This is a genomic window from Novosphingobium sp. 9U (assembly GCF_902506425.1).
Lineage (GTDB): Bacteria > Pseudomonadota > Alphaproteobacteria > Sphingomonadales > Sphingomonadaceae > Novosphingobium.
The window spans coordinates 44,839-59,835 of sequence record NZ_LR732469.1; the positions used below are offsets into that span (position 1 = coordinate 44,839).

10 protein-coding genes are annotated in these 14,997 nt (G+C 64.5%); 4 read left to right on the top strand and 6 right to left on the bottom strand.

Features of this window, described 5'->3' with window-relative positions; genetic code table 11:
• Positions 1–15: 15 nt before the first annotated feature.
• Positions 16–882 carry an N-acetylmuramoyl-L-alanine amidase gene (locus GV044_RS00245; RefSeq protein ID WP_159863826.1) on the bottom strand — a complete coding sequence of 289 codons (867 nt, stop codon included), beginning with the start codon at positions 880–882 and terminating at the stop codon, positions 16–18.
• 558 nt (positions 883–1,440) lie between these two features.
• Here GV044_RS00245 and GV044_RS00250 point away from each other — a divergent pair.
• Entirely contained in the window at positions 1,441–4,245 is a 2,805-nt protein-coding gene (locus tag GV044_RS00250; RefSeq protein WP_159863828.1) for an Rne/Rng family ribonuclease, read from the top strand.
• A 281-nt stretch (positions 4,246–4,526) separates the two neighbouring features.
• On the opposite strand, the gene GV044_RS00255 is transcribed toward GV044_RS00250, so the two are convergent.
• From GV044_RS00255 to GV044_RS00265, 3 genes are all read right to left on the bottom strand, one after another.
• Positions 4,527–5,675 (bottom strand): acyltransferase family protein, encoded by a 1,149-nt coding sequence (locus GV044_RS00255; protein ID WP_159863830.1) that lies wholly within the window; start codon positions 5,673–5,675, stop codon positions 4,527–4,529.
• A gap of 84 nt (positions 5,676–5,759) precedes the next feature.
• Positions 5,760–6,479 (bottom strand): SDR family NAD(P)-dependent oxidoreductase, encoded by a 720-nt coding sequence (locus GV044_RS00260; RefSeq protein WP_159863832.1) that lies wholly within the window; start codon positions 6,477–6,479, stop codon positions 5,760–5,762.
• A 58-nt stretch (positions 6,480–6,537) separates the two neighbouring features.
• On the bottom strand, positions 6,538–7,290 hold the full coding sequence (locus GV044_RS00265) for an SDR family NAD(P)-dependent oxidoreductase (protein ID WP_159863834.1): 753 nt from the start codon (positions 7,288–7,290) through the stop codon (positions 6,538–6,540).
• Positions 7,291–7,585: 295 nt separating this feature from the next.
• Here GV044_RS00265 and GV044_RS00270 point away from each other — a divergent pair, with 295 nt between their 5' ends.
• Genes GV044_RS00270 through zapE form a run of 3 tightly spaced genes read left to right on the top strand, consistent with a single transcriptional unit; the run spans position 7,586 to position 9,949 of the window.
• Entirely contained in the window at positions 7,586–8,368 is a 783-nt protein-coding gene (locus tag GV044_RS00270; RefSeq protein WP_159863837.1) for a succinate dehydrogenase iron-sulfur subunit, read from the top strand.
• A 13-nt stretch (positions 8,369–8,381) separates the two neighbouring features.
• On the top strand, positions 8,382–8,840 hold the full coding sequence (locus GV044_RS00275) for a PaaI family thioesterase (RefSeq protein ID WP_159863839.1): 459 nt from the start codon (positions 8,382–8,384) through the stop codon (positions 8,838–8,840).
• On the top strand, positions 8,837–9,949 hold the full coding sequence (gene zapE, locus GV044_RS00280) for a cell division protein ZapE (RefSeq protein ID WP_159863841.1): 1,113 nt from the start codon (positions 8,837–8,839) through the stop codon (positions 9,947–9,949). The genes GV044_RS00275 and zapE overlap by 4 nt, the downstream gene beginning before the upstream one ends.
• Positions 9,950–10,551: 602 nt before the next feature.
• On the opposite strand, the gene GV044_RS00285 is transcribed toward zapE, so the two are convergent.
• Positions 10,552–12,843, bottom strand: coding sequence for an EAL domain-containing protein (locus GV044_RS00285; RefSeq protein WP_159863843.1), 2,292 nt, complete (start codon positions 12,841–12,843; stop codon positions 10,552–10,554).
• Between the two features lie 248 nt (positions 12,844–13,091).
• Positions 13,092–14,987, bottom strand: a complete 1,896-nt coding sequence (locus tag GV044_RS00290; RefSeq protein ID WP_159863845.1) for an XrtA/PEP-CTERM system amidotransferase — start codon at positions 14,985–14,987, stop codon at positions 13,092–13,094.
• Positions 14,988–14,997: the final 10 nt, after the last annotated feature.

Genomic DNA, 14,997 nt, shown 5'->3' on the forward strand with positions numbered 1-14,997 from the left:
GGCCAGCGATCACGATCAGGTGCCGGCCTGTCGCGCAAAATATGCGCGGATAGCTTGGGCGGCGGCGTCTGCAATCGTCTGGCGACCTTGCTGCCCGTTGAGGAACTGCGCATCGTCCACATTACTGATGTAACCGGTCTCGAACAGGAGCGACGGGATATCGGGCGCCTTCAGCACTGCGAGCGACGCCGATTGCAGCGTGTCGTAGTGCAACGGCACTTTGCCGCGGATCTCGCGCAGGAACAGCGCGCCAGCGCCTGCCGAACCCGCCTGCGCCTCGCGCTGCGACAGGTCGAGCAGGATCGCGCCGACGGTGTCGCTCGTCTCCGACAGGCTGACACCGTTGACGGTGTCGGCGCGATTCTCCCGCGCGGCGAAGCGCGCCGCCTCCTGGCTGGAGCCCTTCTCGGAGAGGATGTAGACGCTCGATCCGCGCGCACCATCTGTCTCAGCGCTGTCGGCGTGGATCGAGACGAACAAGTCGGCCCCGAGCTGCCGGGCTATGCTGGGGCGCTCTGACAAGGTCACGAAGCGGTCGTCGTCGCGGGTCATGGCGACGCGAATGCCGCCGCCTTCCAGCAGCCGGTCGCGCAAGGCGAGCGCGATCGCGAGCGCGATGCTCTTCTCCTTGACCGGCCCTACCCCGGCTCCTGGATCGAAGCCGCCGTGCCCGGGGTCTATTACCACCAGCGGGCGGCTGGCATCCTGCGGACCGGCAATCGCGGGCAAGTCGCGGGTGCGATCGACGGCAGGCAGTTCGAGCCGCACCAGGTAGCCCTGTGCCGCGCTGCGCTTGGCCGCGAACAGCTGCAGGCCTACCGCGGCGGCAAGGATCGCCAGCGGCACGAGGAGCAGCAAAGCGAGCTGGAGGCCGCGCGACATCGTGCCGCCTGCCTAAGTGGCAAGCGCGCCAGCGGCAATGGCTTTGCTTATGTATCGCGGCAAGATTTCAGTAACCATAAGGTACTAGCTATGGCGTCGGTCCCGGCGGACCTTGCTCGGCAAGGACACAAATGCTAGGCCAACTCGACCCGGGGTCTCTGACGGCTTCGAACCTCGCTTTTTTCCGAGACACAAGCCACGGATGGCTTCGGAATAGCGCCGGCTCTCGTCAGGAAACCCGGTCGTCACGCGTCGGAGATGATCTTCGGCACCCGCACAGGTTGACGCGAACCATGAGAATGCAACTGCCGTCCTGCCAGCCGATGCCCGAAGGGGCGTGGGCGGTCCGGACGCATTTTGCAGCGCCGCCGATCGCGCCGCGCACTCTCGGTTTTGCAGACGCGAAATCGGCTGACGAGGCTTCTCGCCTCGGGATGCTTCACCTCGCCGCGCCGGATAGCACGGGCATTCGCCCGACGCCCGGCCGCGGCACCATCGAACAAAATCGCGCCCCCGCTGCCCTCAGGGCACTGCCGCGGCGCGTCTGGAGAATACACAATGGCAACGCGCATGCTGATCGATGCGCGCCACCCGGAAGAAACCCGGGTGGCGGTCCTCAAGGGCAACAGGATTGAAGAGTTCGACTTCGAGTCGGCCGACAGGAAGCAGATCAAGGGCAACATCTATCTCGCGAAAGTCACGCGGGTAGAACCGTCACTACAGGCGGCGTTCGTCGACTTCGGCGGCAATCGCCATGGGTTCCTGGCTTTCAGCGAAATCCACCCCGATTACTACCAGATCCCCAAGGAAGATCGCGAAGCGCTCCTCGCCGAGGAAGCCGCCCACGCCGAGGAAGAAGCCGCGCTGCGCGCCAGCGAGGGTGACGAGGACGAGCACGGCTCCGAGGATCACGACCACGATCACGATCATGACGACTTCGGTGACGAAGGCGGCTTGACCGAAGTCGACACGTCCGAGAAGGACGAAGTCTCGACCATCGACGGTGGCGAGGAAGAAGGCGGCGACGACGAAGCTGCCGACGAGGAAACCGCCGAAGGTGAAGACCGTTCGCAGCGCCGCGGTGGCCGTGGCCGTCGCCAGGGCAAGGGCGGCGGTGGCCGCTCGAAGGAAGCCGACGAACTGCGCGCCAAGCGCATGGCGCTGCGCCGCCGCTACAAGATCCAGGACGTTATCCAGCGCCGCCAGGTGCTGCTGGTCCAGGTCGTCAAGGAAGAGCGCGGCAACAAGGGCGCGGCGCTGACCACCTATCTCAGCCTTGCGGGCCGCTACTGCGTGCTGATGCCCAACTCGAGCCACGGCGGCGGTATCAGCCGCAAGATCAGCTCGGCCAGCGACCGTAAGCGCCTGAAGTCTATCATCTCCGAGATGGACCTGCCGCGCTCGATGGGCTGCATCGTGCGCACCGCCGGTCTCCAGCGCACCAAGACCGAGATCAAGCGTGACTTCGACTACCTCGCCCGCCTGTGGGATGAGCTGCGCGAGACGACGCTGCGCTCCGCCGCGCCGACGCTGATTCACTCCGACAGCGATCTGATCAAGCGCGCGATCCGCGACATCTACAACCGCGACATCGAAGAGGTCGTGGTCGAAGGCGAGGAAGGCTACCGCGCCGCCAAGGACTTCATGAAGCTCCTGATGCCGAGCCATGCGGCCAAGGTGAAGCCCTACTCCGACCCGGTTCCGCTGTTCCAGCGCTTCGGCGCCGAGGACCAGCTGACTGCGATGTACGACCCCGTCGTGCAGCTGCGTTCGGGCGGCTACATCGTCATCAACCCGACCGAGGCGCTGGTCTCGATCGACATCAACTCGGGCCGCTCCACCAAGGAGTACGGCATCGAGGCGACGGCGGTGAACACCAACCTCGAAGCCGCGCACGAGATCGCCCGCCAGCTGCGCCTGCGCGACATGGCCGGCCTTGTCGTCATCGACTTCATCGACATGGAATACGGCTCCAACGTCCGTAAGGTCGAGAAGGCGATGAAGGATGCGCTCAAGAACGACCGCGCCCGCATTCAGGTCGGCCGCATCTCGAGCTTCGGCCTGATGGAGATGAGCCGCCAGCGCCTGCGCACCGGCGTTCTGGAAGCGACCACCCGCGGCTGCCCGCACTGCGACGGCACCGGCCTGGTTCGCACCGCCAGCTCGGCCGGCTTGTCGGCACTGCGCCTGATCGAGGACGAAGCGGCCAAGGGTCGCGGCATCGTTGTCTCGCTCTTCGCCAGCACCGAGGCTGCGGTCTACCTGCTCAACGCCAAGCGCGCTGACCTGGGCGACATCGAGCACCGCTACGGCGTGCAGGTCGAGGTGATCCCCGAAGGCGAGAACGAAGGCGCCAAGATGCGCGTCCTCTCGTCGGGTCCGCGCAACGAGTTCGTTCCGCGCTTCGATCCGATCGCCGACGAGGTCGAAGACGACTTCCCGATCGAGGACGAGGAAGAGGAAGAGGTCGCCGAGGAGCAGCAGGAGCGCGAGCCGCGCGCCGAAGGTGATAGCGATGGCCGTCGCAAGCGCCGCAAGCGCCGCCGGGGCCGTAACCGCGATCGTCGCGAAGAAGGTGAGGCTGGTTCCGAAGACGAGACCGGCGAAACCGAGGGCGATGAGCCCGAAGGCGAGGAGCAGGTCGAAGGCGAGCTGGTCGAGGCCGAAGGCGAAGCTGAGGGCGCAGAGACCGAGGCTTCCGAGGACTCGGATGCACCCCGCAAGCGCCGCCGCCGTGGCGGTCGTCGTCGGCGTGGTGGCCGTGACCGTGGCGGTGAGGAAGGCGAGGCTCAGGATGGCGAGGCAGAAATCGCAGAGCCGGCCGCTGAACAGCCCGCTCCTGTTGCCGAGGAACTGCCTCAGGTAGCCGAAGCTGGTGCAGGCGTTCCGCTGGCGGCAGAGGCCGAGGCCGCCGACGAGCCTGCGCCCAAGCCCAAGCGCAGGCGCCGCAAGAAGGCGGACGTAGAAGCGGCCGAAGCGCCGGTCGAGGCTCCTGCTCCGGTGGCTGAGGCTCCGGCCGAAGCGGCGGTAGAGGCGCCGGCCAAGCCCAAGCGGACGCGTCGCAAGAAGGCCGATATCGAGACGGCGGAAGCGCCTGTCGAAGCGCCGGCTGCTGCGGAAGCTGCCGAGGCTCCGGCCGAAGCACCGGCGAAGCCGAAGCGCACGCGCCGCTCGAAGGCTGCCGAGGCTGCTCCTGCACCCGTCGCGACCGAGGAGGCCGCTACGCAGGAGCCCGAGTCGGCACCTGCAATGGCGGACGCACCCGTAGCCGCGAACGAGGACACGGCCAGCGACGGCGCAGACGACGCGGGTTCCGAAGGCAAGCCGCGCCGGGGCTGGTGGCAGCGCACGTTCGGCGCCTGACCGCTCTCGGGTAAGCGCAAGGCAGAAGAGCACCCTCCGGCCTGCAAGCCGGGGGGTGTTTTCGTTGGGTTGCAATCACCCTGCCTCACATCTCCCCTCCCCCGCGGGGAGGAGTTGGGGGTGGGGGAGCGTGGCCGAAGGCCGCGCGTCCACGCTGACGTGGGTACACCCACCTCCCGACCTCCTCCCTCAAGGGAGGAGGAGCAAGTGATCTGAACTGCGTTGATCGTCTCTAGATTGGCCGATGGCACGCCGGGCGCGGGCCAAGCCAGCTTTCAGGCTCAGGTCGCCAACGGCACCCGCCGTGGCACGGTGAGGCCTTCGAACAGCAGCGACATGCTGCGTATGCGTCCGATGACACCCCAGATCGCGTAGGACAGCCCGAACGACAGCGCCATGATCGCAAGTGCCTTGACCACGGGCGGCAGCGGCAAGGGCTGTGCCAGCCACACGAACAGCGCGATCAGCGGCAAATGGAACAGGTAGATCACGAAGGACGCATCCGTCAGCTTGCGCACGAGCGGAATTTGGCGGTCGAGCAGCGTGCGCGCGGCCGCGATCAGCACCTGCGTGGCGGCGAGCGCGGCGAAGGTGCCGATGAAGCGCTCGGTCATGGGTGCTACGTCCTTGTGGACGATCAGCCACAGCGCCGTCCCCGCTACCGCAACGAGCGCGACGGGTGCCGAGAGGCGGGTCGCCTGCTCCAAGCTCAGCCTCGCTCGGACCAGCACGCAACCGAGCGCAAACCAAGGCAGGTAGATGATCGTTTCATCCAGTCGCAGGATCTGTTGCGGCAGCATGCTCGCCAAGCCCAGGCTGTAGAACGCCTCGAGCGCCAGGGCTTCCCACAACCCGATCATCAGGGCCAGACCGAACAGCGTCAGCACGAAATGCCTGCTTGCCCAATCATCGATGGAGCGGGGCACGAGACCGGAGCGCACACTGGGGAAGCGCTGCGCCAGGAAAGCCGTACCGCTCGACAAGTAAAGCAGCACGATGATGAACCACAAGTGCCGCACCCAGTAGCCACCCGAAGTCAGCGAATTCTCGCGCCAGGATCGCAGCGCCTCTGGCGCCGGAAGGTTCGACAACTCGCAGACGAGGTTCATCGCCGGAACCAGCGTCAGGATGCAAGTTAGGAACGGGATGCCGAGGCGCAGGAAGCGGCCTTTGAGCCACGCCATCGGTTCGCGCTTGGCCAGCAGCAACATCGCGAAGTAGCCGGCGATGACGAAGAAGGCGGGCATGCGAAACAAGTGCAGCGCATCTGCAAACTGGGAAAAGCCGGTGACGCCTTCGCCGGAGTGGACGATGAAATCCTGCCCTGGCTGATACGAAAGGGCCACGTGATAGGGGATGCCCAGCAGCATCAGGAACGCGCGCAGGGCATCCCAGAAGTGTTCGCGCTGGCTCTGCGTCTGCGTTGTCATCCTGCTCCTCTGCACATCGCGCGGCGGGCGCACGGACATGGGCTGCAGCAAATGAACTCAGGATAGACAACAAGGCTGCGTGGCTCAGAACGCGATGTGCTGGCCATCCCAGGCGAGGAACGCACCGCTCTCGGCCGGCGTGAGTTGCTCGATCACCTTGAGCAGGTGTCCGGCAGCCTGTTCGGCGGAGGTTAGCTGCCCCTCGGGCAAGTTGCGCTGGAACGCGCGGGAAAGCGGCGTGTCGACAGTGCCAGGGTGGAGGGCCACAACGACCGCCTGCGGGTGCGTGCGGCGCATCTCGATGGCGAAGTTGCGCATCAGCATGTTCAGCGCCGCCTTGGACGCGCGATAGCTATGCCACCCACCAAGCCGATTGTCGGCGATAGACCCTACCCTCGCCGACAGCAAAGCAAACACCGCGCGCCGATCGCGGCGCAGCGTCGGCAGCACATGCTTCGCGATTAGCGCAGGCCCGATAGCGTTCAGCGTCATCATCTCGCTCATGCGAACCGGATCCAACGATCGGAACGACTTTTCTGGCCCGGCACTGTCGGAGAATGCAAGCGCACCGGTCGCCACGATGGTGATATCAGGTGGCGCCTCTCCTAGATCGCGAGCGGCCGCAGCGATCGTGCTCTCGTCCATAAAGTCGAAGACGAAAGGGCGAACCTTCGAACCGCCCTCGACCAACGTCCGCCCTCCGGCATGCACCAATGCCATGTCGGCCCGATCGGCGAGCGCACTGACCAGTGCGCCGCCGATACCGCCGGTTGCGCCGAAAACGCAGGCGTTGAGGGTGCTCATCGCGACGGTGCTAGTCTGCTGCCGTGTCGCTCGCCAGTGCCCTTCCGGGTGCTGCCGCTCAGACCCCGGCAGCCATCCCGCCGGTCACCCGCAAGGTCTCGCCCGTCACGAAGCGCGCCTTGCGAGACGCGAGGTAGAGCAGTGCCTCAACGATGTCCTCCTCGTGACCGTCGGCATCGATCATCTGCATCGCCTTGACCCGGGCCTTGGTCGCCTCCGGCAGTTCCCTGGCGATTGTCTCGGTCAGCATCAGCCCGGGCGAAATCGCATTCACGCGGATCCCTTCCCGGCCCAGCTCGCGTGCGAAGGTGATCGTCAGGCCCGCTACCGCCAGCTTGCTGTCACCATAGGGCGAGCCGCCCATGTGCGCTGCGCTGGAGGCAATGTTGACGATCGAGGCGCCCTCCCTGCCCTTCATGTGCGGCAGCGCGGCGAGTGTGCAGCACACCACGCCCATGACGTTTACGTCGAACAGCCGGCGCGTCTTCGCAAGTCCCAGCTTGGTAATGGGCTGGCCGTATTCGTCCGAGTGCAGCCCTGCATTGTTGACCAGCAGATCGATGCCTCCGTGCATCCCGGCCGCCTGGGCCATGACTTCGGCCATCCGGACCTCGTCCGTCACGTCGCCACCGATCCCGTCCGCCGCGCCGCCCGCTGCGCGGATCTCCGCCGCGGCCGCCATGGCAACCGTCTCGTCGATGTCGACCAGCACGGCATGCGCACCGGCGTCGGCGAGCGCCGTGCCGAATGCCTTGCCGAAGCCACGTCCACCACCGGTGATGACGGCCGTGCGTGCTTTCCACTCGCTCATGTCGCTCTCCTCGATGACGCTGCACGCAAGCATCGCTGAACCTGCGACGCAAGCCGCACCGGCGATGAGGCCCGCCTGTTCGCAGCGCCGACCCGGCCCGCTCGCCACCACCGCACATGCCTGCACCGATCCATGCCAGGACGCAGGGACAGGCGGCCGCAGCGCACCGGGCGCTTGTTCGCGCAAGTCTCCTTGCAGGATTGGCACCATGAGACGCTTGCTCCGGCCCGCACAATCGCTAGAGGGTGGAGGCAATCGCGGCTTTTGCCGCAGTGCAGGATAGCAGGAAACGTCGATGGCGCAGTTCTCCCTCCCGGCCAACAGCAAGATCAAGAAGCGCGGCAACGTCCACAAGGCCGAGGGCGCCACCCGGGTCAAGACCTTCACTGTCTACCGCTACGATCCCGACAGCGGCGAAAACCCGCGCTACGATACGTTCGAGATAGACCTCGACACCTGTGGGCCGATGGTGCTCGATGCGCTGATCAAGATGAAGAGCGAGCAGGACCCCACGCTCACTTTCCGCCGCTCCTGCCGTGAGGGTATCTGCGGCTCTTGCTCGATGAACCTCAACGGACGCAACGGCCTTGCCTGCACCACTGCGATCGAGGACCTGAAGGGCGATATCCGCATCACCCCGCTGCCGCACATGGAAGTGATCAAGGACCTCGTCCCTGACTTCACGCACTTCTATGCGCAGTACGCCTCGATCCGCCCCTGGCTGCAGACCGTCTCCACCACGCCCTCGGGCAAGGAGCGCCTGCAGAGCCCCGAGCAGCGCGAGAAGCTGGACGGCTTGTACGAATGCATCCTGTGCGCCTGCTGCTCCACGTCGTGCCCCAGCTACTGGTGGAACTCCGACAAGTTCCTGGGTCCGGCAATCCTGCTCCAGGCCTATCGCTGGCTGGCCGACAGCCGTGACGAGATGACCGGCGAGCGCCTGGACGAGCTGGAAGATCCTTTCCGCCTCTATCGCTGCCACACGATCATGAACTGCGCCAATGTGTGCCCCAAGGGCCTCAGCCCCGCGCGTGCCATTGCCGAGATCAAGAAGATGCAGGCCGAACGCCAGGTCTGAGCAGGCCAGCAAGGTGGAGCTTACTGCGGCGTTCATCCACGAGCCGGATCGGGACAATCCCGGCTGGCACACTTGGCATCTGGATGACGACAGCCGCTTCAACAACGCTGCACTGGGCCGGTTGCTGTTGCGTCGGGAGGGCGAGCACCAGGCACGGCTGCGCTTGCCTCAAACGCGTGCGCAGCACAGCAACGTCCATGGCAAAATACACGGCGGGGTCACGCTCGCGCTTGTCGACGTGGGCATCTTCACGACGATCTACACGTTGATCGGTCCGCATATGTCCGGCTCGGTAACCTTGGACGTGAACTGTCAATTCGTCGGAGCGGGGCTGGTCGGGCAACCGCTCGACTTTGTTGGCGAGGTGACGAAGGAGACGGGCCGACTCGTTTTCGTGCGTGGCACGGTCGAGCAAGAGCATGGCCTGGTGGCGAGCATGATCGGCACACTGCGTAAGCCGTCGGCACGATGAGCATTCTCGAACGCTATGAGGCGCTGGCCGCCACGGGCGAGCTGCGCGCCGACCCGGACCAAGCTGCCGCCGCGGAGCGGCTGGAGCGGCTTGAGAGAGAACTGGAGAAGGCCACGGCCTCGGTGGGCCTGATCGGCCGGCTGATGGGCCGCAAGGCAGCTTCCCCGCGCGGAGTCTACATGTGGGGCGGCGTCGGCCGCGGCAAGTCGATGCTGATGGATCTGTTCCACCAGAGCCTCGCCATCCCCGAGAAACGGCGGGTGCACTTCCATGCCTTCATGCTGGAGGTGCATGCGCTTCTGAATGTCGAGCGCAAGAAGGAAGCGGGCGATCCGATCCCCCCGGTCGCGGCCGCGATCGGGCGCAACTTGCGCTGCCTGGCGTTCGACGAGATGGTCGTGAACAACTCGGCCGATGCGATGATCATGAGCCGGCTCTTCACCGCACTGATCCGCGATGAGGGCGTGACGATCGTCACCACATCGAACCGCGCCCCTTCGCAGCTGTATAAGGACGGGCTGAACCGCGAACACTTCCTGCCGTTCATCGCGCTGATCGAGAACGACCTCGACGTGCTGACGCTCGACGGTCCGACCGACTACCGCCTGCAGCGCCTTGGCGGCATGGCCACGTGGCACACGCCGCTGGGCGAGGCAGCCACGGCGCAGACGCGCGAGGCATTCTACCGCCTGACTGATTATCCGCCCGAGGATGCCGAGCACGTCCCCTCGACCGATCTCGATCTGGGTGGTGGCCGTAAGCTGCACGTGCCCAAGAGCCTCAAGGGCGTCGGCGTGTTCAGCTTCAAGCGTCTGTGCGGAGAACCACGCGGCGCGGCCGATTACCTCGCCATCGCGCACGCCTATCACACCGTCATCATCGTCGGGATCCCCAAGATGGGACCGGACAAGCGCAACGAGGCGGCTCGCTTCGTGACCTTGATCGACGCGCTGTACGAGAACAAGGTGAAGCTGATCGCCGCCGCCGATGCCGCGCCAGAGGACCTGTACCAGGCGGGCATGGGTCGTTTTGAATTCGAGCGCACCGTGAGCCGCCTCAACGAAATGCAGAGCGCGGATTACCTGGCACTGGGCCACGGGCAGGACTGAGACAGCAGATTGCGGGTATTTCGGCTTACTGACGGCAACGCTTCGAGATAGCCGCCTACGGGCTCGCGAGCCGAGCTCTTTCGTAAAGTCCTGAGCGCCTGCAACCTTCGTCTGAGCGCCCGGCGTCGGAGGCGAGTTCGACCGGCAGCAATGCCGTGTCTCTCGCTCATGCTCCTCCGATCCCTAATCGCGGCGGCGTGACGGCCACAGCATCGGCATCGCACAATGGAGATCGACCGGAGTAGCGTCGATCGGCGATAATCTACAGTTAGCGGTAGAGCGACAACAAGCCGCGATGACATACCAGGCGACAGGTTGCCAAACGCCAAAAACGATGAAGGCGCCTCGAGCGTGAGCCCGCGACGCCTACCTGACGATTCACCATCGTCAGAACTTTCTGCGACCTTATCTTTATCAAGATCGAGATTACTTAAGCTTCAATCTTCGAAACGCGGTAAGTTACTTGACCGCTGTCGAAGGATGTCACTCGAACGAGGACCAACCCCAATGCCAGATCATATCGATTCCCCATGTAAAACCATCCGCGGTTTTCCGCGGTGACAACAGGGTTACCGAAATCTTAGCGATTCATCAACTCTTTTTTAACCAGTCGTTCGCACGCTCTTCTCAGCCAGATGCACGACGAAGTCTCTAAATGAGACAGGTCTACCTACGTAGTATCCCTGAACTTGGTCGCACTGCAGGCTTCTCAGCAAGGCCAGCGACTCGGCTGTCTCCACACCTTCGGCCACGACCTGCCGCCCCAGCGAGTGCGCCATCTCGATGATCGACTGGACAAGCAGGTGATCGCCCGGGTTGGTGTCGATCTCCCGAATAAACGACTTGTCGATTTTCACCTCGGCGGCCGGCAGGTAGCGCAGGTAGTCAATCGTCGCGTTGCCCGTGCCGAAGTCGTCGATCGAGATGCGCAGCCCCGCAGCTACCAGCTCCTCCATCATCTGGACGGTCTTGGCCGAGCGATCGAGGCGATCGGTTTCGGTGATCTCCAAGATCAGGTGCGCGGGATCGAGATCATGAGCGGCCAGAGTCTCAAGCACCATGCGCGGCAGCCTGGGGTTGCGCAGCAATTGCGCGGAGATGTTGACCGAGATCGAGAACTCATGGCCCTCGCGCACGAAGCTGGCGGCCGCGCGTACCGCCTTGTCGAGAACGAAGCGGGTGATGCGCTCGATGCGGTGGTACTCTTCGGCGATGCCGATGAACTTCTCCGGACTGATCGGCCCGCGTTCGGGATGCGACCACCGCGCCAGGGCTTCGGCACCGATGACTTTGTTCGTCAGCAAGTCCAGCTTGGGCTGGAAGGCAACCCAGACCTCGCCATTGTCGATGGCACGGTCGAGCGAGGCAAGCAGCGAAATCTCCCACTGCACTTCCCCCTTGGCGCCATCGTGATGGCACACCAATTCGTCCGATCGCACAGCTTCTTCGGCAGACTGCATGGCATTCGCCAGTCGGTTTGCGATGGTGTTCTGCAGTTCTGAGTCGACCCCACAGTTGAAACCGACGTCGACCTCGGTTCCGTCGATCACGATCCCGTTCTGGACGATCCGGTGCAGGCCTTCCAGGTTCTCGAACAATTCGACAATGTCGGTCAGGTTCGAAAGCCACACGAACATGCCGCCCTCATGGTACACCACCACCTCGGGCTCGCTTATGCGGATGCGGCGCTGGATCTCGGCTGCCAGATCGGCTTCCACCGCCCCTTCAAAGCTGCGAAGGATGCCCGAGTAGTTGCGGATTTTGAGCGCGACGAGCAGCCCGGAAGAGCGCTCGCGCATGTCGCGCAGTGCCTGCAGGCTTGGCAGCCCGGACGCGGCATTCGTCTCACTGACGTCTTTGATCTTGTCGAGTGTTCGAGCGCGGACCGTCGCATAGATCGCCATGATCGCAGCGGGTAGCACCGTAACTTCCACGCCATAACGGTCCAGCACGGTCGGAAAAACGAGCAGGATCAAGGCATAGCCAGCCAAACGGAGTGGCTTGAAGGATCGACCTCGGCCGATGCCGGTGGCCATCATAACGGCTACCAGGAGGAAGGCGGGCACCCAGCCCAGAGCCGTAGGGTTTTGCTCAATCAGTGTTTCTGCGGCGATTACATGGAAGTAGACACTCGGCACGAAGTCGCCAAGCGGCAGAGGATGTTGCTCGCTCGAAGAGGCAGTCAAACCCACGACGGCTTTGCGCCCGGAGAATTGCGCGGGAGTTATCCTGCCGTTCAGTACGTCGATGTAGCTGACCGTCGGTATGGTCTGATGATCGATCGCGAAATCGGCCCGGAACATGCGGCTGGTTTCGTGCACCTGATCGGCGAGCGCGGCAGACAAAGACTGCACCCGTCCAACCGTGCTCTTCGACATATAAGGGAAGCTGAAGCTCAAGTTGAGCGGATGGGCAACGACGGCCAGTGAGACCAAGCGAGCGTGCTGACGGAACGCTTTGGCGGGCACCCTGCTGAGCGTCGCATCTGAGCCTCCGGCGCGCATCGAGGCACCGAGATAAACACGACCCGGATAGCGATCGAGCGTCTTGATTAGCTTTGCCGCGCCCGCTGTCTGATCCGAAAACGGGTAAGTGCGGTTGAAGTACACACTCGTCGCCCCAGCCTTCATCAAGTTTTCGACGACCTGAGCATCAAGGCCTGGGTTCACGTCATTGTCGTGCAGTGCTTCCAGTGATCGATCGTCGATTTTAACGATAACGATCTGCCCGCTCGCATTCTCGCTGCGCAACTTCGTGCGCGCGGCAATGAATAGATCTTCCAGTGGCACCGTCACGCCGAGCACGCCGCACACCGCTCCTATCAGCAGCGCCGAGATGACGATGCGTGAGCGGCGATGGCGCCAAGCTGCTTTGAGGCGGGAAAGCAGGATCATGCGACGTCACCGGGCGGCCGCAAGCCGCGGCGCACGATGTCCCGCGCGCAAGCGCTCGGATCGGCGATCCGAGGTGCTTGCGTGAGCAGGAATTGGAAGAGGCGACCGTGGCTTTTCATGACGTCCTAGCTGACGCTTACCAGGCCGTCCTAGGGGCAATGTCCTAAGATTGGGTTTAGTTAACACGCCAGCCCGACGTTCGCGGGAGCCGCGCGCAGCGGGCGGGACAAGGGTTAAGAGGCCCTTTATCAGGCGATACCGAGTTGCCCTAGTGATCTATCAAGCATCAAAAGCTGCCACAATATCCGTGCGTTGTTGGCTGTTCCTGAGACATGATCGTGCGCAAGTGCAGTCAGACGCCGGTTGTCGAACCAGCCGGTTCGCCCCAGCGATGCACTGGCGCCGATCTCATGCGCCGCCCCGGCCAGTGGTCCGCGAAACCACGCCTCGATCGGCATGACGAAGCCCTGCTTCTGGCGGTACAGGATGTCGTCGGGCAGGTAGCGGCGCATGGTCCGCTTCAGCAGCCACTTGCCCTGTTTGCCGCGCAGCCGTGCGGTCTCCGGCAGCGTGGCGGCAAATTCGATCAAGCGGTGATCGAGCAGCGGCTCGCGAGCCTCCAGGCCTACCGCCATGCTGGTTCGGTCGACCTTGGTGAGGATGTCGCCAGGCAACCAGACCTTCAGGTCGGCGTACTGCGCGCGGTCCAAACCCGAGCGAGCGGGAGCCGCGCGCATCAAATCGGTGACGAGCGTCTCGCCTCGGTAGTCACCGCGCAAACGCTTGTATTCGGGCGAGTAAAGTGAGTCGCGTAGTTCGGGCGGTGCCACCCCGATCGCGCGGGCATAGCCCTGTGCGCTATCCCCAGCGAGCGACAACAGTGTGGTCTTGGCCCGGAGTGGCCGGGGTGCCCAATCCGCCTTTGGGTAGATTGCCCCGAGCGATCCGAACACCGGACCGCGCAGCGCGGCAGGCAGGACCGACCGCAGCCGATCCTCGCCATGTTGGAACAAGTGACGCCGGTAACCCGCGAACGCTTCGTCCGCGCCATCGCCCGACAAGGCGACGGTGACCGTCTCGCGCGCGAGCTGGCACACCCGCCAGGTCGGCAGCGCGGAGGCATCGGCGAACGGCTCGTCGAACATGGCAGCTAAAATATCGACCGACTGGAAGTCGTCCGGCGAAACCGCTCGTGCACGATGGTCGGTGCCGAAGCGTTCGGCGACGCGAGTGGCGTAGGCGCTCTCATCCAGGTCGGCGACGTCGAAGCCGATCGAGCAGGTCTTGACCGGAGACGCGCTCGCCTCCGCCATCAAGGCGACCACGCTGGAGCTGTCGACGCCGCCCGAGAGGAAGGCGCCGAGCGGCACATCGGCCACCATGCGCGAAGTCACTGCCTCGCGCATCAGGTGCAACAGTTCGGCCTCCAGGTCCTCGACCTTGCCCTTGCGGCGTTCGGCAAAGGAAATGTCCCACCACTGGCGCGGGTTGGGCATCGGCTTACCGCATTCGAGCAGCAGCGAATGGCCGGCGGGAAGCTTGGTCACGCCCTTCAGGATCGAGCGGGTGTCGGGCACGTAGCCCCAAGTGAGGTAATCCTCGATCGCCAGTGGGTCGACCTCGCGCCGCAGCAGCGGGTGCGCGACGAGTGCCTTGAGCTCGGAGGCAAAGGCCAGGCTGCCGTCACTGAGCGGCGCCAGGAACAGGGGCTTCACGCCCAGCCGATCGCGCGCCAGGAACAGCGTGCGCGCCGCCAGGTCGTAGATCGCGAAAGCGAACATGCCGTGCAGGCGGGTGACGCAGTCCGGCCCCCACTTCTGCCAGGCGGCGAGGATCACCTCGCTGTCGCCATCTGTGCGGAACACGGCGCCGGCTGCGCGCAATTCGTGGCGCAACTCGCGGTAATTGTAGATCTCGCCGTTGAAGACCAGCATCGCGCGGCCATCGAGTGAGGCCATCGGCTGCGGTGAGCCGGCGACGTCGATGATGGAGAGGCGGCGATGGCCGAGCGCGACGCCCGGCGCGGTCCACACGCCCTGCCCGTCGGGCCCGCGATGCGCGATGGCATCGCACATGCGCTCGAGCCGGGCCGGGTCGACCGGCTTGGGGGTCTCGAGATGGAAGATACCGGCGATGCCGCACATGTCGCCGAGG